The 21,409-nt window shown below is 60.3% G+C and carries 24 protein-coding genes; 9 read left to right on the top strand and 15 right to left on the bottom strand.

What is annotated here, in order from left to right; genetic code table 11:
- Positions 1-130: 130 nt before the first annotated feature.
- From FJ954_RS18400 to FJ954_RS18390, 3 genes are all read right to left on the bottom strand, one after another.
- Complete coding sequence (locus tag FJ954_RS18400) at positions 131-748, bottom strand: Tim44/TimA family putative adaptor protein (RefSeq protein ID WP_181177857.1); 618 nt, start codon at positions 746-748, stop codon at positions 131-133.
- Positions 749-804: 56 nt separating this feature from the next.
- Entirely contained in the window at positions 805-2,400 is a 1,596-nt protein-coding gene (ctaD, locus tag FJ954_RS18395) for a cytochrome c oxidase subunit I (protein ID WP_140662283.1), read from the bottom strand.
- A gap of 101 nt (positions 2,401-2,501) precedes the next feature.
- The gene (locus tag FJ954_RS18390; RefSeq protein ID WP_140662282.1) at positions 2,502-3,164 is read right to left on the bottom strand and encodes a 5-formyltetrahydrofolate cyclo-ligase; all 663 of its coding nucleotides are present in this window, start codon (positions 3,162-3,164) and stop codon (positions 2,502-2,504) included.
- Positions 3,165-3,294: 130 nt separating this feature from the next.
- Between FJ954_RS18390 and FJ954_RS18385 the strand changes: the two genes are divergently transcribed.
- Positions 3,295-4,140: a LysR family transcriptional regulator gene (locus FJ954_RS18385; RefSeq protein WP_140662281.1), complete on the top strand. Its 846-nt coding sequence runs from the start codon at positions 3,295-3,297 to the stop codon at positions 4,138-4,140.
- A 77-nt stretch (positions 4,141-4,217) separates the two neighbouring features.
- Here the strand turns inward: FJ954_RS18385 and FJ954_RS32270 are convergent, their stop codons facing one another.
- The 3 genes from FJ954_RS32270 to rnk form a co-directional block, all read right to left on the bottom strand.
- Positions 4,218-4,346 (bottom strand): hypothetical protein, encoded by a 129-nt coding sequence (locus tag FJ954_RS32270; protein WP_281407730.1) that lies wholly within the window; start codon positions 4,344-4,346, stop codon positions 4,218-4,220.
- Positions 4,339-4,914: a nucleoside-diphosphate kinase gene (locus FJ954_RS31625; protein WP_181177856.1), complete on the bottom strand. Its 576-nt coding sequence runs from the start codon at positions 4,912-4,914 to the stop codon at positions 4,339-4,341. Before FJ954_RS31625 ends, FJ954_RS32270 begins: the two co-directional genes overlap by 8 nt.
- Before the next feature lie 246 nt (positions 4,915-5,160).
- A complete protein-coding gene (gene rnk, locus FJ954_RS18375) occupies positions 5,161-5,625 on the bottom strand; it encodes a nucleoside diphosphate kinase regulator (RefSeq protein WP_140662449.1) in 465 nt (154 codons plus the stop codon).
- Positions 5,626-6,102: 477 nt separating this feature from the next.
- Here rnk and FJ954_RS18370 point away from each other — a divergent pair, with 477 nt between their 5' ends.
- A complete protein-coding gene (locus FJ954_RS18370; RefSeq protein ID WP_140662280.1) occupies positions 6,103-6,960 on the top strand; it encodes a universal stress protein in 858 nt (285 codons plus the stop codon).
- 7 nt (positions 6,961-6,967) lie between these two features.
- Here the strand turns inward: FJ954_RS18370 and mnhG are convergent, their stop codons facing one another.
- The 8 genes from mnhG to FJ954_RS31845 form a co-directional block, all read right to left on the bottom strand.
- Positions 6,968-7,357 carry a monovalent cation/H(+) antiporter subunit G gene (mnhG, locus tag FJ954_RS18365; RefSeq protein ID WP_140662279.1) on the bottom strand — a complete coding sequence of 130 codons (390 nt, stop codon included), beginning with the start codon at positions 7,355-7,357 and terminating at the stop codon, positions 6,968-6,970.
- Complete coding sequence (locus tag FJ954_RS18360; protein ID WP_140662278.1) at positions 7,354-7,635, bottom strand: K+/H+ antiporter subunit F; 282 nt, start codon at positions 7,633-7,635, stop codon at positions 7,354-7,356. Before FJ954_RS18360 ends, mnhG begins: the two co-directional genes overlap by 4 nt.
- Entirely contained in the window at positions 7,632-8,117 is a 486-nt protein-coding gene (locus tag FJ954_RS18355; RefSeq protein ID WP_140662277.1) for a Na+/H+ antiporter subunit E, read from the bottom strand. Before FJ954_RS18355 ends, FJ954_RS18360 begins: the two co-directional genes overlap by 4 nt.
- Positions 8,114-9,760, bottom strand: coding sequence for a monovalent cation/H+ antiporter subunit D (locus tag FJ954_RS18350; RefSeq protein WP_140662276.1), 1,647 nt, complete (start codon positions 9,758-9,760; stop codon positions 8,114-8,116). Before FJ954_RS18350 ends, FJ954_RS18355 begins: the two co-directional genes overlap by 4 nt.
- Positions 9,760-10,101 (bottom strand): Na+/H+ antiporter subunit C, encoded by a 342-nt coding sequence (locus tag FJ954_RS18345; protein ID WP_126067824.1) that lies wholly within the window; start codon positions 10,099-10,101, stop codon positions 9,760-9,762. The genes FJ954_RS18350 and FJ954_RS18345 overlap by 1 nt, the downstream gene beginning before the upstream one ends.
- A complete protein-coding gene (locus tag FJ954_RS18340) occupies positions 10,101-13,019 on the bottom strand; it encodes a monovalent cation/H+ antiporter subunit A (protein ID WP_140662275.1) in 2,919 nt (972 codons plus the stop codon). Before FJ954_RS18340 ends, FJ954_RS18345 begins: the two co-directional genes overlap by 1 nt.
- Before the next feature lie 302 nt (positions 13,020-13,321).
- On the bottom strand, positions 13,322-13,528 hold the full coding sequence (locus FJ954_RS18335) for a hypothetical protein (RefSeq protein ID WP_140662274.1): 207 nt from the start codon (positions 13,526-13,528) through the stop codon (positions 13,322-13,324).
- Positions 13,529-13,625: 97 nt separating this feature from the next.
- Positions 13,626-13,925 carry an XRE family transcriptional regulator gene (locus FJ954_RS31845; protein WP_210243324.1) on the bottom strand — a complete coding sequence of 100 codons (300 nt, stop codon included), beginning with the start codon at positions 13,923-13,925 and terminating at the stop codon, positions 13,626-13,628.
- A gap of 585 nt (positions 13,926-14,510) precedes the next feature.
- On the opposite strand from FJ954_RS31845, the gene FJ954_RS18325 reads away from it, so the two are divergent.
- The 5 genes from FJ954_RS18325 to folE all read left to right on the top strand — a co-directional run bounded on the left by FJ954_RS18325 (position 14,511) and on the right by folE (position 18,738).
- Positions 14,511-14,762 carry a hypothetical protein gene (locus tag FJ954_RS18325; RefSeq protein WP_140662272.1) on the top strand — a complete coding sequence of 84 codons (252 nt, stop codon included), beginning with the start codon at positions 14,511-14,513 and terminating at the stop codon, positions 14,760-14,762.
- 11 nt (positions 14,763-14,773) lie between these two features.
- Positions 14,774-15,466: a CBS domain-containing protein gene (locus FJ954_RS18320; RefSeq protein WP_210243323.1), complete on the top strand. Its 693-nt coding sequence runs from the start codon at positions 14,774-14,776 to the stop codon at positions 15,464-15,466.
- 10 nt (positions 15,467-15,476) lie between these two features.
- Positions 15,477-15,815, top strand: coding sequence for a ferredoxin FdxA (gene fdxA / locus FJ954_RS18315; protein ID WP_140662271.1), 339 nt, complete (start codon positions 15,477-15,479; stop codon positions 15,813-15,815).
- 5 nt (positions 15,816-15,820) lie between these two features.
- Positions 15,821-17,839 carry a hydantoinase/oxoprolinase family protein gene (locus tag FJ954_RS18310; protein WP_140662270.1) on the top strand — a complete coding sequence of 673 codons (2,019 nt, stop codon included), beginning with the start codon at positions 15,821-15,823 and terminating at the stop codon, positions 17,837-17,839.
- A gap of 236 nt (positions 17,840-18,075) precedes the next feature.
- Positions 18,076-18,738, top strand: a complete 663-nt coding sequence (gene folE, locus FJ954_RS18305) for a GTP cyclohydrolase I (protein ID WP_140662269.1) — start codon at positions 18,076-18,078, stop codon at positions 18,736-18,738.
- Between the two features lie 421 nt (positions 18,739-19,159).
- Here the strand turns inward: folE and FJ954_RS18300 are convergent, their stop codons facing one another.
- On the bottom strand, positions 19,160-19,603 hold the full coding sequence (locus FJ954_RS18300; RefSeq protein ID WP_246681110.1) for a pyridoxamine 5'-phosphate oxidase family protein: 444 nt from the start codon (positions 19,601-19,603) through the stop codon (positions 19,160-19,162).
- A 493-nt stretch (positions 19,604-20,096) separates the two neighbouring features.
- Between FJ954_RS18300 and FJ954_RS18295 the strand changes: the two genes are divergently transcribed.
- Both FJ954_RS18295 and FJ954_RS18290 read left to right on the top strand, forming a co-directional pair.
- Positions 20,097-20,777, top strand: coding sequence for an RNA polymerase sigma factor (locus FJ954_RS18295; RefSeq protein ID WP_140662267.1), 681 nt, complete (start codon positions 20,097-20,099; stop codon positions 20,775-20,777).
- A 105-nt stretch (positions 20,778-20,882) separates the two neighbouring features.
- The gene (locus tag FJ954_RS18290) at positions 20,883-21,407 is read left to right on the top strand and encodes a DUF4142 domain-containing protein (RefSeq protein ID WP_140662266.1); all 525 of its coding nucleotides are present in this window, start codon (positions 20,883-20,885) and stop codon (positions 21,405-21,407) included.
- The last annotated feature ends 2 nt before the right edge of the window (positions 21,408-21,409 follow it).

The following is a 21,409-nucleotide window of genomic DNA, read 5'->3' as shown; positions in this document are numbered from 1 at the left end:
ACCTGCAGCGCAGATGCGTTTCAAACGTCATCACCGCCGGTCTCTTAGGTTAATCGCGGCGCAGGCGATGAAAGCCACACACAAGCGTCCAAGAGTCGCCCTTCAGCGGTCGCCGGAATGACGCAAGCAGCTAGCCGCCGTCTGTGGCGATCAGCATCCAATTTCGCTTCCTTGACTGGATGTCACCGGCAAACGTCCACGTATCGATCACTTCAATGATCTGCTGGGGATCTCCTGAAACGATCTCGTTGTTGGCCGAGCGCGTAACGGTGACCACGTCGGAAACGAAGCGAACGGCGATTTCGGCGATGCCATCCTCTTCGAGGACGCCCACGACTGCGGCTTCGCGCATGCCGATGAAGGTGAGCTGTAGCATCTCCTCCCGAGCCCGGCGCCCGGCAATCGCTCGTTCGAAGATGTCGAGCACTTCCGGTCCGACAAGGCGCTTCAATGTCTGGATGTCGGCACTTGCATAGGCCAACAGGACAATTTCATAAGCCGCCTTGGCGCCGGCCAGAAACGTGGCAGGGTCAAAACTCGGATCGCTCTTTCGGATAACCTCCAAGGGCGTGTCGCCGGAAGACATGATTTCGTTACTTCCGGCTAGACGCTCAGTCGGCACATCCGGTTTTGCCTTGTCTTCGCCCGGACGTGACTGACGTTTGCCCCAACTGCTTAGAAACGCCCAATAAAACGCGATGATCGCCATGAGCAGTATCTGGCTGTTTGGATCTGTTGTCTCGTTCATGACGTTCTCCCGACAAAATGTCGAAGCGGGCGCCGGTTCGGAACCGGAGGTGACTTTTAAACAATGCGCGGCAGCCGTTCCCATTGATGGAATGGCGGCGGCGACGGCAGCAGCCATTCGAGCGTGGTCGCACCTTCGCCCCATGGATTGGCGCCAGCTTGACGCTTTCGGGCGAAGGCCTCCGCGACCGCGATGAAGAAGACGATAAGTCCGGCCGTAGAAATGTAGGAACCGATCGACGACACGAAATTCCAGCCGGCGAAAGCGTCGGGGTAGTCGGCGTAGCGTCGTGGCATGCCGGCCATGCCGAGAAAATGCTGCGGGAAGAAGACGAGGTTGACGCCGAGGAACATCAGCCAGAAATGCAGCTTGCCGAGCGTTTCGTTGTACATGTAGCCGGTCATCTTCGGGAACCAGTAGTAGAAGCCGGCGAAGATGGCGAAGACCGCGCCCAATGACAGCACATAGTGGAAGTGGGCGATCACAAAATAAGTGTCGTGATAGACGCGGTCGATACCGGGGTTCGCAACCATGATGCCAGTGACACCACCGATGGTGAAGAGCAGGACGAAGCCGAGAGCCCAGAGCATGGGGGTCTTGAACTCGATTGATCCTCCCCACATGGTCGCCAGCCATGAAAACACCTTCACCCCAGTTGGAACGGCGATGACCATCGAGGCGAAGGCGAAATAGCGCTGGCTGTCGAGGGAGATGCCGGTCGTATACATGTGGTGCGCCCAGACGACGAAACCGATCATGCCGATCGCTACCATCGCATAGGCCATGCCGATGTAGCCGAAGATCGGCTTCTTGGCGAAGGTCGAGATGACATGGCTGATGATGCCGAAGCCGGGAAGGATCATGATGTAGACTTCGGGATGACCGAAGAACCAGAACAGATGCTGGTAGAGGATCGGGTCACCGCCGCCGTCCGGGGCGAAGAAAGTCGTGCCGAAGTTGCGATCCGTGAGCAGCATCGTGATCGCGCCGGCGAGCACCGGCAGTGACATGAGAAGCATGAATGCGGTGACCAGCATCGACCAGGCGAACAGAGGCATCTTGTGCATCGTCATTCCCGGCGCGCGCATGTTGAAGATTGTGGTGATGAAGTTGATAGCGCCGAGGATTGAGGAAGCGCCCGCAAGATGGATCGAAAGAATGACGAGGTCGACAGCGGGGCCGGGCTGGCCGGAGGTCGAAAGCGGCGGATAGAGGGTCCAGCCGCCGCCGTGGCCGAGGGTGCCGGGCGCTCCTGGAACGAACATCGAGGTGATGAAGAGGATGAACGCCATCACCAGAAGCCAGAAAGAGATATTGTTCAGTCGCGGAAACGCCATATCGGGCGCGCCGATCATGATAGGCACCATCCAGTTGCCAAAGCCGCCGATCAGCGCCGGCATAAGGACGAAAAAGATCATGACCAGCCCATGGGCGCTGACGACGACGTTGTAGACTGCCGGATCGCCGAATATCTGCAGTCCCGGCTCCTGCAGTTCCATGCGAATCAACACGGAAAGCGCGGTGCCGAAGACACCTGTCATGATCGAGAACAGCAGATAGAGCGTCCCGATGTCCTTGTGGTTCGTCGACCACAGCCACCTGGCAAGAAAACGGGGCTTGTGGTCATCCAAGGTTGTGGCTGGATTGGACATGACGTGCTTCCTGCTTTCACTGCTAGCAGGCAAGACGGCCTCAACAATGGACGGCATCTGCGATCCGCCGTCACAAAGGATTAGGCCTTGCCTGCACTCATTCATTCATCCGTGACGATTACATCCATCGGAATGTCGTGTGGCTGCGGATAGATGGTCTGGATTTTGCTGCTGGCGTAACCGACGCCGACGACGAGAGGATGCTTTGGCGCCGCGGCCAGGGTCCGGTCGAAGAAGCCGCCGCCATAGCCCAGGCGATAATTCGCCTGGTCGAAACCGACTACGGGCGCGATGACCACATCCGGCTGGACCGAAGGCCCGTGTGACGGGACAAGAATATTCCAGATCCCTCGTTCCAGTGGGTCTCCCGGTCCCCAGATACGAAACTCGAGCGGCCAGCCTTTTTTGATGACGACCGGCAGCGCGATCCGCCCGCCGCGCTCGATCACCCGGATTGCCCAGTTGCGAAGGTCCGGTTCACCTCGAAAAGGCCAATAGCCACTCACGATGCGGCCGCTCACCCGGCCGACAGCCAGGTCAAGAGCGGAAGCGATGCGTAAAGACTTCGCGAGGCGTTCATCGGTGTCGACAGCGAGACGCTCGTCGATCAGTCGCTTGCGCTCCGCCTTGCGCCATCGACACACATCCGGCCAGGTGTCCTGGACGACTGGTTCGGTGGCATATCCTGGAACAAGTTCGTGCATGAAGCACGGCGGAGAGGCGTACTCTCGCGTCTCCAAGGGATTATCCTCCTGATCAGACATTTGCGCGCTCCATTGGCCGTTGCAGGGAAACCATCTCGCCGTCATAAAGGTTGCGCTGCGAAAAACGGGAAGGCAAACGGAATTAAATGCTGTATTGATGCAAGATTATTGCACCAAACCGGAAGCCGGAATGGACATCGACCGCGCTCGTACGTTTTTGGAAATCGTTCATTCCGGCAGCTTTCTGAAAGCCGCCGACCGGCTCCACGTCACCCAGACCACTGTGAGCGCACGCATTCGCACGCTGGAGGAGGAGCTCGGACGTCAGCTCTTCATCCGTAACCGCAACGGTGCGCAACTGACGCCGGCGGGGCGCGAGTTCGTGCGGTTCGCCCAATCCTTCGTGCAGATCTGGGAACGCGCTCGACACCAGCTCGCCATCCCTTCGGGACGGACGAGCGTCGTTGCCTTGGGCGGGGAACTCAGCCTATGGAACCCGCTGTTGCTCGATTGGCTGGTCTGGATGAAGAAAGCCAGGCCGGAAATCGCCATCCAAGCCCAAGTCGGCGTACCGGACCAACTGATCGAGCAACTCAGGACCGGGGTACTCGACATCGCGGTGCTCTATGCGCCTAAGCTGCTGCCGGGTTTCAAGGTGGAGCTTCTCGTCGAAGAGCAACTCGTCCTGGTCCGGACCATTTACCGAGATGGGCAACCCGGCGGCTCCAAGGACTATGTCTATGTCGACTGGGGGCCGCTGTTTGCAGCCCAGCATGGTGCCAGTTCCTCTGCCTTCGGCGAGCCGGGATTGATGGTCGGCCTGGGACCGCTGGGGCTGAGCTACATCTTGCGCGCCGGCGGAGTGGGTTATTTCCGCAGGGGCGCAGCAGCTCCCCATATCGAGGCCGGGCAACTGGAGGTGGTAGAAGGCGCGCCGGAATTCACCTATCCGGCCTATGCAGTGTATCCCGAAGCAAACGAGGCGCGAGCCGACGTGCAGGAGGCGCTCCGCGGTCTGAAGCAAGTGGTGAAATGATCGTCGCTCCCGGCGCGAAGCCACGGCGTTTGACCGCAAAGACTGCAACGACACGCCGGTCGGCTTCGTCGGATCCTCTACATTTCGATCAAAGCGTAGGCCAGGCCAAAGATTCCGGTCATTAAAACGGCGAAGAATGCCCAGCCTCTCAATGCGGCTCGCACATCTTCAGGCTTGGCGCTGTTCTGGTTGTCGTAATCATCCATAATCAGACCCTAGTTTGTTGGCCTCAATTGATACAGGCAAGGCCCGAAGGAACGCTTGTCCACCCGGCTTCACAGCCATCGGAATAGTCGAGTTCTCAGGCGGCCGACGGTCCCGGGTCGTCAACCCGGCATCGAAGACCACCGCGACTTTGTTCTGAGCTTCGTCGTGCGGTTCATCGGAACGATGGACGACGCGTAGACCCCGCCCGGCCGACCGCAGCGGCCACGGCTCGGCAACTCCCGCCAGCTTCAGCCTCTCGCGCCTCGCGGCTTCCGGCTGATAAACCACTTCATGTACGGTCAGCGTTTCAAGCCTGCCGTCCGAGGTCGGAATGGAAATGGACTGACCCTCGGCCAGACCGAGCAGCGCCAGGCCGCGCGGATTGGTGATCGGCAACAGCATGCCAACCAGACCGCGCATGTGGTCATGTGCGACGATGCGGGTTTCAGCAGTGCCGTCGTTTACCCGATAAGCCACGCGGCTGCTGAGCGTCACGACGTTTGCCGGGATGTCTTCCCGAAACATCACAACTGCGCTCGAAATCTTCCGTTGAAGGATCGCCGACAAGGCATCGCCGAGGCAGGTCGGCGCTCCTGCATCACTTCAAGAATCGTGTAGTCCTTGGTGGTCAGTTGGCAGCTATCGATAGTGGGCATGGCGCGTCTCCAGCCGGCCCTGTGCAAAAGACCCGGCGTCAAGCAATTGGGTGTGGAAAGTTACCCCTGTGCCGGGCCATGATAGGCCGGCGCAGGGGTCACACTCCCGCGATGAGGCTGCCCGCGTGATTGAGGAGACGGATGGAAACGCCCATGTCTAGACGCCCGCAGCAATTGTCGAAGGCGCTGGCGCGCGCCGATCGGCTACATCGCCTTCCGGTGCGGGCTGGCTCACGTCAAGCACCAACAATTCGTGCCGACGCCCGTCCCGGGCGGTCCACATGATCGACTGCCCAGCCGAGAGGCCGATCAGCGCTGTGCCGATCGGTGTGAGGATTGAAACCTTTCCTTCGGAGATGTCCGCATCGCCAGGGAAAACCAGCGTGACCGTTTTCCGATCGCCGGTGTCGGGTTTGAAAGTCACGGTCGAACCCATCCGGACGGTGCCGGCGGAGACCCAGGCATCGGCGACGATGCGGGCGCGCTCGAGCTCTGCGAACAACTCATCTGCCGCCTCCGGATTTCGGGCGGCAACGGTGTTCGCGAGGGCCGATAGCCGCGCGTGGTCCGACTTCGAGATGCGGATGTTCGGCTTGCGCCGCGTTTTCGTGTTGTCTTGCATTTGAATACTCATGTTCTGCCTCGCGTCCGGAACCCGCGTAGGGGTCGCCAACGGTTGTCAGTGCGACGGAAATTTGCTGAATGCGCCGATTCCGCAGGGACTGATGCAACCCTGCGCCAATGTCACATGTTCAATTTTTACATGTTCACCCCCCGGCTCGGGGCGCGCATGGCAACCGAGCCGGGGGTTACGATCCCGCTATGGGGCAAACCCGGAAAAGAAAATCACGGCGGATTTTGGCAGCGGTACTCATACACCTATAGTTGGGGAAGTAATTTGCGAAGTCAAGCCGCGCGGGCGCCAGGCTCAGCGGCAAGAGAAGCCGATCAAGCATTTCCGGCGGCCCTTGCAGCACAGTGGAGCCGCCGCCTAGGATGCCACTTCGAATAAGCGATAGCATCGTCAGCTGGATCACGAGCGAAAGGCCGCTGAACGATAGGCGGTTATGATCTCAGGGACGAGGAACAAGGAGCTGCCATGAAAATCCTTGCCGCGACAGATTTTTCCACCCGTTCACAACGTGCATTGCGGCGAGCTGGTCTAGTGGCTAGGGAATTCAGCGCCGAACTCACGCTCGTCCATGTCGTCGACGACGACCAGCCCGCAGATATACTCGAGCTCGAAAGACGTGAGGCACAGCGATATCTTGAAGAACAAATGGTCTCGATCGCCGAACTCCAGGGGCTCCCCTGTAAATCCACCGTTGTTGCTGGCGATCCGTTCGACGGCATTCTGAAGGCGGCCGCGGCGGGCTCGGCGGATCTCATTGTCATGGGCGCGCACCGCAAGCAGTTGCTCCGCGATATTTTTGTCGGAACGACCATCGAGCGTGTGATCCGAACCGGACCATTCCCGGTGCTCATGGTGAATGCTGAGGTAGAGCATTCATACAAAAAGGTGATGGCCGCCGTGGATATGTCCGACCCGTCCGCGCGCGCAATCAGGATGGCGAGGGAAAGTGGGCTGATAGGCGACGCCAGTCTTTCGCTGGTCCATGGTTTCGATGCGTTCGCCAAGGGAAAAATGTCAAATGCTGGAATAGGCAAGGACGAGATAGCGCGCTACGTGGCGGCAGAACGTTTGCAGGCGGGTAGGGAACTGGTCGCGTTTCTGGAGGCGAACGACTTTGGCGTCGACAACTGGTCGCTGCGTATCAAGGAAGCAGGCCCCGTCGAAGCAATCATGGAGGCGATCAGGGAGGTGACGCCCGACCTTCTGGTGATCGGAACGCATGGGCGTTCGGGTCTCATCAAGGTACTTCTGGGAAGCGTGACAGAAAGCATTCTGCGATCGGTCGACGTGGATGTTTTCGCGGTGCCGCCGATCCGAAGTTGATCGTGGCCTACGCGCCAGATGATCGTGGTTGTTCGTCTTGGGATTCCGCGGCCGTCTCGAATGGCGGGACGCCATCGTTGCCCTCGCTGCGGTCCCGGTAAAGCGCCGCGCGCGCCAGGAGCATAAGCGAGACTGGTGTCGTGACAGTCACGAACAGTGCGATCAGTATCTCGTGCAGGACAGGTTTCGACTGAAGCACGGAATGAAAGATGATCGAGGCGATCAGAACACCGCCCGTGCCCCAGGTGGTCCCTAGCGTCGGCGCATGGATTCGTTCGTAAAAGCTTCTGAACCGCAGGAGCCCGACCGACCCGAGCAGGGTCAACGTCGATCCCAGGATCAGGAAGAACCCCGTGAGCAGAGCAGCCCAGACCGGCAGGTCGGCGAGAGGGGTCATTCTATTACCTCGCCGCGCATAAGGAATTTCGCCAGCGCCACGGTCGAGACAAAGCCGAGCAGCGCGATCACCAGGGCAGCCTCGAAATAGACCGTGCTGCCGGCACGGATGCCGAAGGTCAGCAGGAAAAGCATGGCGCCGACATAGAGCGCATCGAAGCTCAGGATCCGGTCCTGCGCGCGCGGCCCCCGAGCGAGGCGCAGCAGAGCGCATGCCATGGCGGCGACCAGAAGCAATTGAGCGATGGTGACGGACCATGCGATTATGACGCCGCTCATTCGAAAATCTCCATCAACCGCCGTTCATAACGCTGCTTGATCAGGTCGATCCACGCCTGCTGGTCGATCAGGTCGAGAACATGGATCCGAAGCCTGCCGCTGCCGGCATGATATTCGACCCAGGCGGTGCCGGGCGTGCTGGTGATGATGCAGCCGAGTACGGCCAATCCAGTCCGGTCGCGCAGTTCGAGCGGGATCATCACGAAGCCGGATGTCCGCGCATGCCGCCCGCCTTGCAGGATGATCCCCGCCACGGCGATGTTGGAGCGAAGAATGTCCGCCAGGACGACCAGGACCAATTGCGGGATCATGTCCCAGCGTCGTATTTTTGGTTTGGCGGGTTGAAGCGCTGCCATCGCCAAGGACGCTGCAAGAGCGATCACGCCGCCGAGAATCACCTGGCCGACCGACAGCCCATTAAGCAGAATCCACATGACGAGCAGCGAGACTGTCAGCAGCGGATAAGGCAAAAGGGCGCTCATTTGTCCCTCGATGCGTTGGGGCCTGGCATCGGCTGCGTGGACAGAACATTTCGCAAATAGTCCGCAGGCGAATGCAGGGACTGGGCGGTTGCCTCCATGTAGCGCATCATTTGTCCACCCTGGATCGTCATCAACAGGCAGAGCGCCAGGAGGAAGGCTACTGGCGCGATCTCCACGAGCAGCACGCGGGGTACGGTGCCTCCGATCGGCGCCCAGAAAATCTGGATGCCGGCGCGCATTGTGGCGATCAGGGCGCAGAGGCCGGACAGAATCAGCAACGCGACAAGGACCCATGTCGAGCCCGCGATTACACCGCCGTCCGCCACCGGATCGGGGCGCACCATCGCGGTCAGCAGCGCAAACTTTCCGACGAATCCCGAAAGCGGTGGCAGGCCCGCGAGCAAGAGGCCGCATGCCGCGAAACAGATGCCAAGAACGGCCAGCGTGCCGGGAATGGCAACGCCGACTTCGTCCTGCTCTGCCACTTCCTCCTCTATGTCGTCGCCATAGGCTTCCATGGTCACCGATAGAACATTCGCGGCTGGGTCCTGCACCCGCTCGACGAGCTCGATCAGGAGAAAGAACGCGCTGATCGTCAGGGTTGAACTGACCATGTAGAAGAGGGCTCCGGCAGTGACCCTCGCATCGGCCATGCCGATCGCGGCCAGCAATGTGCCGGATGAGACGAGGATGCTGAAGCCGGCAAGCCGGCCCACCGCCTGCGACGCCAGCACGCCGATAGAGCCGAAGGCGATGGTGGCCATGCCGCCGAACAGCAGCCACGAGTCGCCAAAGCCCGCTGTGGCGCCGGCGTCCACGCCAAACAGCAACAGGGAAAGCCTCAGCAGGATATAGATGCCGACCTTGGTCATGATCACGAAGATCGCGGCGACCGGAGCCGCTGCTGCTGAATAAGCGCCCGGCAGCCAGAAACTCAGCGGCCACATGCCGGCCTTGACAAGGAAGGCGATGCCGAGGACAGCGGCGCCGGCTTCGAGCAGCATTCGATCCTGCGCCGGCACCGCCGGGATTCGCTGCGCAAGATCTGCCATGTTCAGCGTTCCGGTCACGCCGTAGATCAGGCTGACCCCGATCAGAAACAGCGACGAAGCCGCGAGATTGACTGCAATGTAGTGCAGGCCCGCCTTGACTCGGAGCGGTCCCGAGCCATGCAGAACGAGACCATAGGACGCAGCGAGAAGCACCTCGAAGAAGACGAACAGGTTGAACAGGTCGCCAGTGAGGAACGCCCCGTTCAGCCCCATCAGCAGAAGCTGGAAGAGCGTATGGAAATGCGGACCTGCCTTGTGCCAGCGCGCCAGCGAGAAGGCCAGGGAAGCGAGCGCCAGTACGCTGGTCAGGAACAGCATCAGGGCAGACAGCCTGTCGAGCACGAGCACGATGCCGAATGGCGCCGGCCAATTGCCGAGCAGGTAAACGCCGGTGGTTGCTGCGCTGGCCGAGGCAGCGGCATTGTCGGCGGAGCGAAGCAGAGCGATGGCGATGACCATCAACGCAAGCGCCGAGACGAGGCTGATCACTGCCTTGGTGACATGGCGACGCTCGTCCAGCAGCAGCAGAAAGGCCCCTGCCGCGAGCGGCAGGACGATCGGCATGATCATGAGATGACCTGCCGTTTCCATCAGTTGGGCTCCCTGCCGTCGACATGGTCGCTGCCCGTCAGGCCTCGCGATACCAGCAGCACCACGAGGAACAGGGCAGTTGTCGCGAAGCCAATGACGATCGCGGTCAAAACAAGCGCCTGCGGGATGGGGTCGGCGTAGTCCGCAGGGTTGATCGCCGCGCCGGATTGGAGAACGGGCGGCGTATTCACCCTAAGTCTGCCCATTGAGAAGATGAACAGGTTGACGCCATAGCCGATGAGCGACAGGCCGATGATGACCTGAAAGGTCCGCGGCCGCAGCAACAGCCAAACGCCGGACCCCGTCAGCACGCCGATCCCGATGGCGAGGATAAGCTCCACTACGCGATTTCCTCGTTGCTTTGCGCGGCAATCCGGGATGCGCGCAGTCGGCGGATGGACTGGTGGGCTAGAGCGACCAGCATCAGCACTGTCGCGCCGAGAACGAGCGAGAAGACGCCGAGATCGAAAAGGGTCGCGGTAGCCGCCGGCACGGAACCGATCAGTGGCAGTTCGACATAGCGGGAATACGAGGTCAAGAAAGGGTATCCGAACACCCAGGAGCCGGAGCCGACGAGGGCAGCCAGGAGAAGGCCGAAGCCGATCCAGTTCACCGGCAGGACCCGCAGCCTGTCTTCAACCCAGCGTGTGCCCGCCGCCAGATACTGCAAAATGAAGGCGGCGGCCAATGCGATGCCGGCGACAAAGCCGCCGCCGGGGAGGTCGTGGCCGCGCATGAACAGATAGGCGGCGAACACGATGATCACCGGGAACAGCCATTGCATGATCACCGCAGGGATCAGCAAATAGTCGCTCACCGTATCGCCCGCCTCGCGGTCGGGTCGGGCTTCGTCAAATGCCCTCTGGACGCGTTGCTGTTCAGGGGATTCCACATTGTCGGGCGCCGGCCGAAACCGGCGAAGCAGGGCGAACACCGTCAAGGCGACGATGCCGAGAACCGTGATCTCGCCGAACGTGTCGAAACCCCGGAAGTCCACCAGGATGACGTTGACGACGTTCTTGCCACCGCCTTCCGAATAGGCCTTTTTCAGGAAGAAGTCGGCGATAGTGGCGGGCGGGGGCCGCGTCATGACCGAAAAGGCGATAATCGTCATGCCGGTTCCGTACGCAACCGCCATGGCCAGATCGCGGTAGCGGCGTAGTCTTGCCCCCGTCGTTGCCACGCTGCGGGTGACGTCTGCCGACCGCTTGGGCAACCAGCGCAGGCCGAGAAGGATGAGAACCGTGGTCACCACCTCCACAAGCAGTTGAGTAAGCGCGAGGTCTGGCGCGGAAAACCAGACGAAGGTGATGCAGGTAACCAGTCCGGCTCCGCCGAGCAGGACAAGGGCGAACAGCCGGTGGAACTTGGCTTGCCATGCGGCGCCGAGGGCGCATACGACGCCGACCGCCCAGATACCGGCGAAGGTGACGTCGAGGCCTTGGACTGTCAGCCGACCGGGATCGAACCCGAGCTTGTAGAGTGGCCATGCGGCGGCGATGAAGGCCACGACGACCAGCATGCGAAGTTGCGGCTGGAGCCGCCGCGTTCCGAGATGGCTTTCCATGAAGCGGGCACCTCTCCACGAAACCGCCACCAACACGCGCTCGAAGACGCGCTGGCCCTTGAGACGACGGAAGTAGGGTGGCCCGTCCTCGCAGTGCGCCAGATAATCCTTCAGCAGCAGATAAAGGATTGCACCACCGGCGAGTGCCAACACGCTCATGAACAGCGGAATTGTGAAACCATGCCAGACGGCCAGACTGTACTGTGGCGTCGCGGGTCCCAGGACGGAGGTGACGGCGGTGTGGAGGAACGGGCCGATGGTCAGGCCGGGTACAGTCCCAACCAGGAGGCAGGCGAGGACAAGAAGTTGGATCGGAAACCGCATGAAAAACGGCGGTTCGTGAGGTTCGCGAGGCAGACCAGCCGGCAGCAATCCGAAAAACACGCTGTGGATGAACCGTGCCGAGTAGGCAACCGCGAAAGCGCTGCCCAGGACGGCTGCATAGGGCGCGGCGGTATCGAGAATGGAATCGGCGTGCGTTTCGATCGCCTCGGCGAAGAACATTTCCTTGGAAAGAAATCCGTTGAGGAGCGGGACGCCCGCCATGGCCCCGCTTGCCACCATCGCGAGCGTTGCGGTGTAGGGCATGAAGCGGAAAAGTCCGCCCAGCCGCTGCATGTCGCGCGTTCCGGTCTCATGGTCGATGATGCCCGCGGCCATGAATAACGAGGCTTTGAACGTGGCGTGGTTCATCATGTGGAAGATGGCGGCGACGGCTCCCAGGGGGCTGCCGAGGCTGAGCAGAAGTGTAATCAGACCGAGATGGCTGATGGTCGAGTAGGCGAGCAAACCCTTTATGTCCCGCTGGAAGATCGCAAAATAGGCTCCCAGAACGAAAGACATCATACCGGCGAAGCCGACGATCCAGAACCATTCGTATGTGCCCGCAAGCACCGGCCACAGGCGCGCCAACAGGAACACGCCGGCCTTCACCATGGTCGCTGAGTGCAGGTAGGCCGAGACCGGGGTCGGCGCGGCCATGGCATTGGGCAGCCAGAAATGGAACGGAAACTGCGCGCTCTTCGTGAACGCCCCGAGGAGCACAAGAAGCAGGATGGGCACATAGAGATCGTGGGAGCAGATAAGGTCGCCCGACGCCAAAACACGATCGAGGTCGTAGCTTCCAACGATATGGCCGATCAGCAGGAAGCCAGCCAACAGACCGAGGCCGCCGATGCCGGTGATGGTTAGCGCCATGCGCGCGCCATCACGTGCATTTGCATTGTGGTGCCAATAGCCGATCAGCAGGAAGGAAAAGATGCTGGTCAGTTCCCAGAATACGACCAGCAGGATCAAGTTTCCGGAAATGACGACCCCGAGCATTGATCCCATGAACGCAAGAAAGAACGAAAAGAACCTGGGAACCGGATCTTCCGGTGACATGTAGTAGCGCGCATAAATGACGACGAGGAAGCCGATCCCGCTTATGAGCATGGCGAACAGCCAGGCAAATCCGTCCAGGCGCAAAGTGAAATCAAGGCCAAGCGTCGGAAGCCATTCGATATCGCTGCGCACCACACGTCGATCGAGTATGGAGGGATAAAACATGACCGCCAGACCCAGACAGATAAAAGCCACTGCGCCGGCGAGGATCGCTGCAGCGCTGCGGGCGTTTGTCGGGAGTATGATAGCGGCAAGGCTGCCTGCGAAAGGCAGGACAATCATCAGTATCAGCGCCGTGTCGTCTGTCATCTATTAGAGCCCAAAGTCTTGCCTGGCTCCGCCCATTATGGTTCTCCGATGACATTGGGCAAGGCATTGATTGGCGGGTTCCCAGAACACCCCTCCGCGCCGCGCGATGACCACTCAGTTGGAGGCAGGAGCAGTTTGCGAGGTTGCTGACATCGATCAAGGATTCGAGCGCCACTGCCACGCTCCCTAGCGTGAATGGGAGCGCTCGCTGCGGACCTTCAAGAAAAGTGGCGTTCGGCTGCTTCCGGCATGCCGTCAGCGGCCCCTGTCGTCAGTTGCTATCCGATCCGTTTGACGCACGCCTAATCGTGGCGGGCGCCAAGCAAGGTGGCTATCACCAGTTCTCTTCCCGCCCTGTTTATCCCGGTCCCGCCCGGTCTTTCTTCCGCCAGTCCGAGCGAGACAAGACGTTCGGCTAAGGCTTTCGATAAAGATGGGTAAGGTCCGCGGTTCATTCGTTTGAGAGCCGTTTGCTCGTCCTCGGTGAGATCGTCCCAGATAACCGTCATGAAGGACTTCCTTCCTTGCGCCTGCGCAGCCAAGCGGGATCTGAACTGCCCAGCAGCGGACTGTGAGCGTCGAATCTTCGGCTCCGAAGACCTAGACCTATGGAACGGCGTCCGTTCCGACGATGCCGCCTTCATTTTCCAGGACGCCAATTCGTCTGACTTCCGAGCGGTTGAGTTTCAAGCGAACGCCGACACCGCCGCCGTTCTCGGCGATGAAAACGGCGCCGGCGTTTTCAAGCGCGGTTTGAAGCGTGTCGCAGATATCCTGGTCGGGAAGGTTGATCCGGCGCTCGAATTCCTCGATGACCAACGAATCCACGCCTGAATTGCTGGAGAGCTTGTCACGGGTCCATTCGACCAGCGCGCGAGCGGCACGGCATTGAGCACCAGTGATCATCATAAATCTCCTGTTACCGCTCTCGGGGCCGAAATCACCGCTTGCTAAGAGCCAGGGCAATCAGGGGCGCGATGGTTTCCGCTCATCAAAGATGCATATCGAATCCGAAAAGGGAAGGGCTGCGTCACCCGCCGCAATGGGAATCCTGGTGCAAAATAATTGTGTTAAAGCGGCAATAAATTTCGTTTGTCTTGCAGGTAAAGACGAGTGAAGCTCGTGCATAACGAAATTGACATTCGGTGCCAGCCAGCAGGTCTCAACGCCAGGGAGTTCTTGGCGTTATCGCGCGAGGGGCACCTTGGGCTCGGCGATGATGATAATGGACAGGCTTGAACACGATTTCGGCAGAATACTTTCCGGCAGAGACATCGAGCGTCATGTAGTAGGGCGAATGGTATCTGCCCGCCTCGATGTAGATGGTCGCATCCCAATTGCTCTCGTGGATGACAGTGCTCTCAAAAGACGGCTCCGAGAGAAACTGCTCCTGCAAGCACAGACCCGGCTGCCGATCACCTATGCAAGAGTGGCGAGAGCATAGTTGGTTCAGACGCAACAAGGGTGATCCGGGATGCGCTCGAACAATTGATGGACGATGATGCGGACGAAGGCCTGCCATTGGTTGCGGCTGTTGCCGTGAAGGCGCTCGATCCCGGTTTGCCCGCTCCCTGGTTCTTCCGGAAAGCCGAGAATATGGGGCTGTTCGCTGGCGATCCGACCAATCTGGAAGCCTATGCATTCCATGCGAGGGAGTTCTATCGCGCGATCCACCTCCACGCTGGCGACGGGGAAGGCTCTGGAACGATCTTGCCGCCGGTTCTGCCGCCCGCAGACAGGTGAAGGAGAACGAAATGCTGATCGCTAAGGATGTCATGACGTCGCCTGTCATCGCGGTCGGGCCTGACAGCACGGTGGATGAGGTCGCCGATATTCTCTTGTCGCACGGGATCAGCGCCGTGCCAGTGATTGACCGAGGTGCGCTGCTGGGCATCGTTAGCGAAGGGGACCTGATCCGCCGGGCGGAGATCGGCACGGTGCCGCAAGCTCGTTCCTGGTGGCTTCATTTGTTCACCAACAACACGGCTCAGGCGGAAGGCTACATCAAGTCTCATTCCGAACATGTGACCGACGTCATGACACGGCAGGTTGCGACAGTGGTCGAGAGCACGCCAGTCGCCGAGATCGCAACCTTGCTTGAACACAATCGGATCAAGCGAGTTCCGGTGGTTCGCGACGGAAAGGTGGTGGGGATCGTCAGTCGCGCCAATCTGGTGCGAGCACTGGTCGTTGCCAGGAAAGGCTGGCGCGCTCCGGCCTTGCACGACGACAGCAGCATCAGGATGGAGATTGTCGACGCCTTGCGATCCGAATCGTGGCCCTCGACTTCGGAGGTGAGCGTGAACAACGGCGTGGTCACCCTGTGGGGAACGTACATGTCGGAGCAGGAGAGGAAAGCCTCGATCGTCCTGGCAGAAAACACCGCTGGCGTGCTTGCTATCGACGACCATCGCATTCCCCTCGATATGACCTACGGCTTGGTCTGAAGGCCACGGAATGACGTTTGTGGTCACTGACAATTGCATCAGATGCAAATACATGGACTGCGTGGAAGTCTGTCCTGTGGACTGTTTCTACGAGGGCGAGAACATGCTCGTCATCCACCCCGACGAATGCATCGACTGCGGCGTGTGCGAGCCTGAATGCCCGGCGAAAGCCATTTTTCCCGATACCGTGCCTGGTCTCGACGATTGGCTCGCGCTGAATGCGGAGTACGCGTCTGTGTGGCCCAATATTGCGATCAAGCGCGATCCACCCGCCGACGCCAAGGCGTTCGACGGCGAAGCAGACAAGATCGCGAAATATTTTTCACCCGAACCCGGGCTAGGCGATTGATCGAGATGAATGCATATACCCACCAGCCGTCGCCCCTGTATCTGGGCGTCGACACCGGCGGCACGTATACCGATGCCGTGCTGTGGTCGGAATCCAAAGGCATCGTGGCCAAGGCCAAATCGCTGACCACGCGGCACGCTCTTGCCGAGGGCATAGCCGACGCCGTCGACGCTGTGTTGTCCGAGGCTGGCATCGAACCCGGTGCGATCAAGCTCGTCTCGATGTCGACCACGCTCGCAACCAACGCCCTCGTCGAAGGGCAGGGCGGACGGGTCGCGCTGGTGATGATCGGCTTCGCTGGAGCCGATCTTGCCCGGAACGGATTGTCAAAAGCCCTCGGCTCCGATCCCGTGATCTTCTGCCCGGGCGGACATGACGTCCACGGCGAACCGCGTCAGCTGGTGCTGGACGCTCTCATAACTGCGCTGCCGTCTCTCGCCGACACGGTTTCAGGCGTCGCAGTAGCCTCCTATTTCGCGGTTCGCAATCCCGAACATGAGATCGCGGTACGTGACGTGATCCGCGAACGTACCGGGCTTCCCGTGACCTGTTCGCACGAACTGTCGTCGAAGCTCGGTGGCCCGCGTCGGGCGCTGACGACGCTTCTCAATGCGCGACTGATCTCGATGATCGATCGCCTTGTCGACGCTACCGAGGGCTTTCTGGCGGAACGTGGGATTGCCGCTCCGCTCATGGTCGTGCGCGGCGACGGCGCGCTTGTCACCGCGGAATTCGCTCGCGCGCGGCCGATCGAGACCATCCTGTCAGGACCAGCGGCAAGCCTGGTGGGAGCGCGGTATATGAGCGGCATAGATGACGCCGTGGTGTCTGACATTGGCGGCACCACCACGGACATCGCCATTCTCGACGGTGGCCGCCTGCGGCTCGATCCGGAGGGCGCCACTGTCGGCGGAATGCGAACCATGGTGGAAGCCGTCGCCATGCGCACCTTTGGTCTTGGTGGAGATTCGGAAGTCTCGCTTCATGAGCGGTCGCTGACTTCGACCATCGTTCTCGGCCCCCGTCGGCTCGTGCCGCTGGCGCTGGCCGCGGTGAAACACGGCGATGCCATATACAAAGGACTCAAGCGGCAATTGCTCAGCCCCAACGCCAGCCGGCTGGACGGCCGTTTCGCATTGCGCACAGGCGTGCCCGAGCGTCTGGCTGCGGGCCTGACAGCTACCGAGGCGCGGCTGTATGCCGACATTTCGGCGATTCCCGCCGCGCTCGACCGGCTGCTCGTATCGACGTCACAGGTCGCGACACTCAATCGGCTGGTTGCCCGTGGTCTGGTGCACATCGCGGGCTTCACGCCATCCGACGCGGCCCATGTGCTCGGTCGGCAGGACAATTGGGATCCTGTCGCGGCTCGACTGGGCGCCGAATTGTTCGCACGCAAGCGCGACGGGCAGGGGCATCATGTCGCCAAAGACGCAGAAACCTTTTCCGAGATGGTCCTCACTGCGGTCACCCGGCGTTCTGCCGAAGCCATTCTTGAAACAGTCTTTGCCGAGGACGGGCTAGATGGCGGCCTGTCCGTTGCCAATCCGCTGGTACAGCGGGCGGTTGGCCGGCGAGGCGGCATGGCGCGGCTGTCGATCGCACTCGACCGGCCGGTGATCGGCCTGGGAGCCTCCGCCGCGCTCCATTATGTCGGTCTACCGCAATTGATCGGCAATGACTGCAGCATCGCCGAACACGCCGATGTCGCGAATGCGTTGGGTGCCGTCGTCGGGCAAGTGAGGATGTCGGCTGAAGCGCGCGTCAGCCAGCCCGAGATCGGGCTTTTCCGTCTGAATTCAGGCGAGCGGTTGGACGACTATGACACCGAGGACGAAGCGATGGCTGCCGCCGAGGCCCACATTTTTGCCTTGGCGGCAGGCCTTGCCGAGCGCGCCGGAACCGACCAGGCGCGGATCGAGATCGCACGGGACATAAGGGTTGCTACAATCGAAGGCGAACGCAGTTTCGTCGAAGCCATCGTCGTCGCGACAGCCACCGGGCGGCCGCGTATCGCGTCGTGACGCAGATCAGTGCGGCGCTGCAGCGATGGCCGCACGTACGACGCTGGAGCGCTTCAACGGTCCCGGAGACGATGCAGATCTGGCGCCAGATATAGCCAAGGATACTGTGAGACATTACTCCGCAGAGGTCGGGGCAGTTTCCACGGTCGGCAAGCTTTCCTGTCTGCGTCGTGCCTTCGGGAACCAATCCTCGCTAAGCGCATCCAATGATTTAGAGCATGGAACTGGAGAGATCGATGGACCTGCAATCGCAAATTCTGGACGGCATTGAAGACGCCGCGCCGGCAGCCGCCCAGGGAAATTCAGTGAGAGAGCTTAGGCCAGTCGCCCGAGCGCGCCCGACGCGCTCCGATGCAGAGGCGGCGGTCAGCACGCTGATCTCATGGGCTGGCGACGATCCGGCCCGGTCCGGACTTATCGATACGCCTTCACGTGTCGTGCGCGCCTATGAAGAATGGTTTGCGGGCTATCGGCAAGATCCTGCGAGGCTGCTCGAGCGAACGTTCGATGAGATCGGCAGTTATGACCAAGCGGTTGAACTGCACGACATAGCGTTTCACTCTTTCTGCGAACACCACATGGCGGCAATCCACGGCAAAGCGTACATCGCCTACATGCCCGTCAACCGAGTGGTGGGCATCTCCAAATTGGTACGGGTTGTAGAAGCCTGCGCCCACCGGCTGCAGATACAGGAGCGGCTCACGGATGACATCGCTCGCGCCATCGAGGATGCTCTGCAGCCGGGCGGAGTGGCCGTCGTGCTTGTTGCCGAGCATGGCTGCATGACATCGCGCGGTGTCCACGCGCACGGCACGCACATGGTCACCAAACGCATGTTTGGCGTTTTCGACACGAACCTCGATCTGAGGCGCGAGTTCCTATCATCGATCCCAGTGTGACGAATTTTCGGAACGACGTCATCGATCCCACCAAGAAGATCCGTCTCAGCATGACCTATCTTTTCCGAGATCCTGCGCTGCATCGTCAAGGTCACTACGCCGGTAAACCGGCAACCAGGCCAGTCATCATCACGCCAATCCTCACCCACGCGCAGGCGAAGGAACAGTGGCGGTGCTAGGCGGTCTCGGACTTCTTGCCTTTCGCGCAGTGCTATCGCCTCGATGACTGCGAGGCGGATTGGCGGTCCGTTGATCCGATGCACCAAGCACATCGCAAGCCATTGACAGCCGAAAGAGCCAGTCTTGTGGTTTCGCCCAGGGAGGACGCAGCATTATTTGGAGTTAGGCTCCCAAGGTCCGGAGCCTTCATACAAAAGAATGTCGTCCTAACCGGTGCCGAAAACGCGCGTCTCGATCAGCGTTAAAATTCGTCATCGACAGTGGCTTGCCGGCCGCTACTGCTTTCAATCCGAATACGATAAAAAATAGTTTCGGGTGCCCTCATCGATCTTTGGCTGCTTGGCTTTAGGCCGCCGGGCTCCCACCAATCGGCCCGTTTTCTGAGAAGGTCCCACGCATGCCCACGGTCAAACCTCATAACCGGGTCTTCGGGCAACTCATGAAAGACACCGTTGACAACCACACTTCGCCACGTGCGCTTGCCAGAAAACTGATCGACCTGGACGCACACCCACGGGTTCATCCGCATCCACTCGATCTTCCGGCCAAGCAACGAAAAACTGTAGAGATGGTTCTCAGCGAAAGCAAAATGGATGGGCACTACATACGGTCGGTTGTCTTTGACACATGCCAAGCGGCCAAGCCGGCTCTCGGAAAGAACCGTACCAATTTCTGCTCGTGTCATCTCATGGATAATCATCGCTGCTCGCAACGCGGAAGACGCACATCGTGTCATACGGCGTGAACCGGTACCAAAAAATCTCAAGCCTGTGGCCGTGAGCGATCAAACGGGCGTGCATCGCGCTTGACTGATGTGTCCTCTAACCGCGTCGAGACGTGCCGCAGACCGAAATGATTGGCCAGATACTTCCGCTCTCACGACGTTATGTTCTCGCCAATCGGCTCATCAAGCAAACGATTTTTGTCCGTAATTGGATGCAGTTTTTATGTTAGGCTCAAGTCCGAACAATGGCGAGCCGAGGTGGCTGCCGCGAACACGGCAGTCTGCACCAAGGTCTTCCTTTAGCCTGCACGGTATCGCGCGGCGTCACGCGCACGCCCGCGCATGGTCAACCTACCGAGCAGAGGTGCGAATTCCTGTCGTCGATTCCGGTGTGACGAATTTTCGGGAACCCTTGTTGTCGAGACCCATCTATTGAAGGGCAAGGAGACTGCTCATGTCGTATGTTCGACGAGACGCGACCGAAATTATCGCTGCCTCTGGCGACCTGGAATTGGCACAGCGCGCTGTGGCGCGCGACGGCGCCGCCTTCCGCACCATCATCAAGACGCATAACCAGCGGCTTTACCGCATCGCGCGCGGCGTGGTGCGCAACGACGCCGAAGCCGAGGACATCGTCCAGGAGGCCTATGTCAGGGCCTTCGCCCATCTCGAGAGTTTTCGCGGCAATGCATCGCTTGGCACATGGCTGTCGCGCATCGTCATCAACGAAGCGCTCGGCCGCCTGCGCAAAAGACGGCGAACGGTGGCGATGCCCGAGAACCCGCAGGCCGAGATCATCCAGTTCCCTCTCAACCCTAGCGACGATCCGGAGCGGACCATGGCGCAACGGCAGATCCTCCAACTAGTAGAACGGGCAACTGACAGCCTTCCCGATATCTACCGGATGGTATTTGTGGCGCGGGTGATCGAGGGCCTGAGCATCGAAGAGACTTCGGAACTGCTCGGCGTGCGGCCACAAACCGTGAAGACAAGACTTCACCGCGCCCGGGCCCTGCTACGCAAGGCGCTGGATGACCAGATCGGGCCAGTGTTGCTCGAGGCCTTCCCCTTCGCCGGTCGGCGCTGCGAGCGGCTGACAGCTGCCGTGATGAAGCGGCTCGGCCTGGAAGGCTGACCTTCGTCAGATTCAGCTGGGAACGTTTGCCGCCGCCCCGCATCCAATGACCGTCAACCGAAAAAACTGGCCGGCGCGCTTCCCGCGTCCGGAGAAGGAGATTTCATGCTTATTCGTCACACAGCCACCCTGGCCGCGCTGCTTCTGTTCGGCATTGCCCCGCTCGCACAAGCTGCCGACAAACCGACCGACCCGCAGATCGCCCACATCGCCTACACAGCCGGCGTGATCGATGTCGAGGCGGCCAAGCAAGCGCTCAAGAAGTCGAAGAACAAGGAGGTGCTCGCCTTCGCCAAGGACATGGTTCGCGACCATGAGGCGGTGAATGTGCAAGCGCTCGACCTGGTCAAGAAACTCAAGGTTACGCCGGAAGACAACGCTACCAGCAAGGCGCTGACCAAGGCAGCCGCCGAGGAGCGGGCCAAGCTCGCCAAGCTCAAGGGCGCGGCCTTCGACAAGGCTTACGTCGACAACGAGGTGGCCTATCACAAGCAGGTCGACGGCGCTCTCGAAACGCTGCTCATCCCGTCAGCCACCAATGCCGAACTGAAGAGCCTGCTGGAGACCGGCCTGATGATATTCCAGGGCCATGAGCAGCATGCCGAACACGTCGCCAGTATGCTGAAATGAGG

Source organism: Mesorhizobium sp. B2-3-15 (genome assembly GCF_006442875.1).
GTDB classification, from domain to species: domain Bacteria; phylum Pseudomonadota; class Alphaproteobacteria; order Rhizobiales; family Rhizobiaceae; genus Mesorhizobium; species Mesorhizobium australicum.
The sequence above is the reverse complement of the archived record's forward strand: the minus strand, read 5'-3'. Positions and strand labels throughout refer to the sequence as shown.

Bases quoted from the DNA above. Each gene is read 5' to 3' on its own strand.
- FJ954_RS18370 (WP_140662280.1), top strand. From the start codon at position 6,103: ATGAAAATCCTTGCCGCGACAGATTTTTCCACCCGTTCACAACGTGCA.
- FJ954_RS32270 (WP_281407730.1), bottom strand. From the start codon at position 4,346: ATGGATGATTACGACAACCAGAACAGCGCCAAGCCTGAAGATGTGCGA.
- ctaD (WP_140662283.1), bottom strand. From the start codon at position 2,400: ATGTCCAATCCAGCCACAACCTTGGATGACCACAAGCCCCGTTTTCTT.
- FJ954_RS18390 (WP_140662282.1), bottom strand. From the start codon at position 3,164: ATGTCTGATCAGGAGGATAATCCCTTGGAGACGCGAGAGTACGCCTCT.
- mnhG (WP_140662279.1), bottom strand. From the start codon at position 7,357: ATGACCCCTCTCGCCGACCTGCCGGTCTGGGCTGCTCTGCTCACGGGG.
- FJ954_RS18360 (WP_140662278.1), bottom strand. From the start codon at position 7,635: ATGAGCGGCGTCATAATCGCATGGTCCGTCACCATCGCTCAATTGCTT.
- FJ954_RS31845 (WP_210243324.1), bottom strand. From the start codon at position 13,925: ATGATCACTGGTGCTCAATGCCGTGCCGCTCGCGCGCTGGTCGAATGG.
- fdxA (WP_140662271.1), top strand. From the start codon at position 15,477: ATGACGTTTGTGGTCACTGACAATTGCATCAGATGCAAATACATGGAC.
- FJ954_RS18350 (WP_140662276.1), bottom strand. From the start codon at position 9,760: ATGGAAACGGCAGGTCATCTCATGATCATGCCGATCGTCCTGCCGCTC.
- FJ954_RS18320 (WP_210243323.1), top strand. From the start codon at position 14,774: ATGCTGATCGCTAAGGATGTCATGACGTCGCCTGTCATCGCGGTCGGG.
- FJ954_RS18300 (WP_246681110.1), bottom strand. From the start codon at position 19,603: ATGACACGAGCAGAAATTGGTACGGTTCTTTCCGAGAGCCGGCTTGGC.
- FJ954_RS18325 (WP_140662272.1), top strand. From the start codon at position 14,511: ATGGACGATGATGCGGACGAAGGCCTGCCATTGGTTGCGGCTGTTGCC.
- FJ954_RS18400 (WP_181177857.1), bottom strand. From the start codon at position 748: ATGAACGAGACAACAGATCCAAACAGCCAGATACTGCTCATGGCGATC.
- FJ954_RS18290 (WP_140662266.1), top strand. From the start codon at position 20,883: ATGCTTATTCGTCACACAGCCACCCTGGCCGCGCTGCTTCTGTTCGGC.
- FJ954_RS18295 (WP_140662267.1), top strand. From the start codon at position 20,097: ATGTCGTATGTTCGACGAGACGCGACCGAAATTATCGCTGCCTCTGGC.
- FJ954_RS18355 (WP_140662277.1), bottom strand. From the start codon at position 8,117: ATGAGCGCCCTTTTGCCTTATCCGCTGCTGACAGTCTCGCTGCTCGTC.
- FJ954_RS18310 (WP_140662270.1), top strand. From the start codon at position 15,821: ATGAATGCATATACCCACCAGCCGTCGCCCCTGTATCTGGGCGTCGAC.
- FJ954_RS18340 (WP_140662275.1), bottom strand. From the start codon at position 13,019: ATGACAGACGACACGGCGCTGATACTGATGATTGTCCTGCCTTTCGCA.
- rnk (WP_140662449.1), bottom strand. From the start codon at position 5,625: ATGCAAGACAACACGAAAACGCGGCGCAAGCCGAACATCCGCATCTCG.
- FJ954_RS18385 (WP_140662281.1), top strand. From the start codon at position 3,295: ATGGACATCGACCGCGCTCGTACGTTTTTGGAAATCGTTCATTCCGGC.
- folE (WP_140662269.1), top strand. From the start codon at position 18,076: ATGGACCTGCAATCGCAAATTCTGGACGGCATTGAAGACGCCGCGCCG.
- FJ954_RS18335 (WP_140662274.1), bottom strand. From the start codon at position 13,528: ATGACGGTTATCTGGGACGATCTCACCGAGGACGAGCAAACGGCTCTC.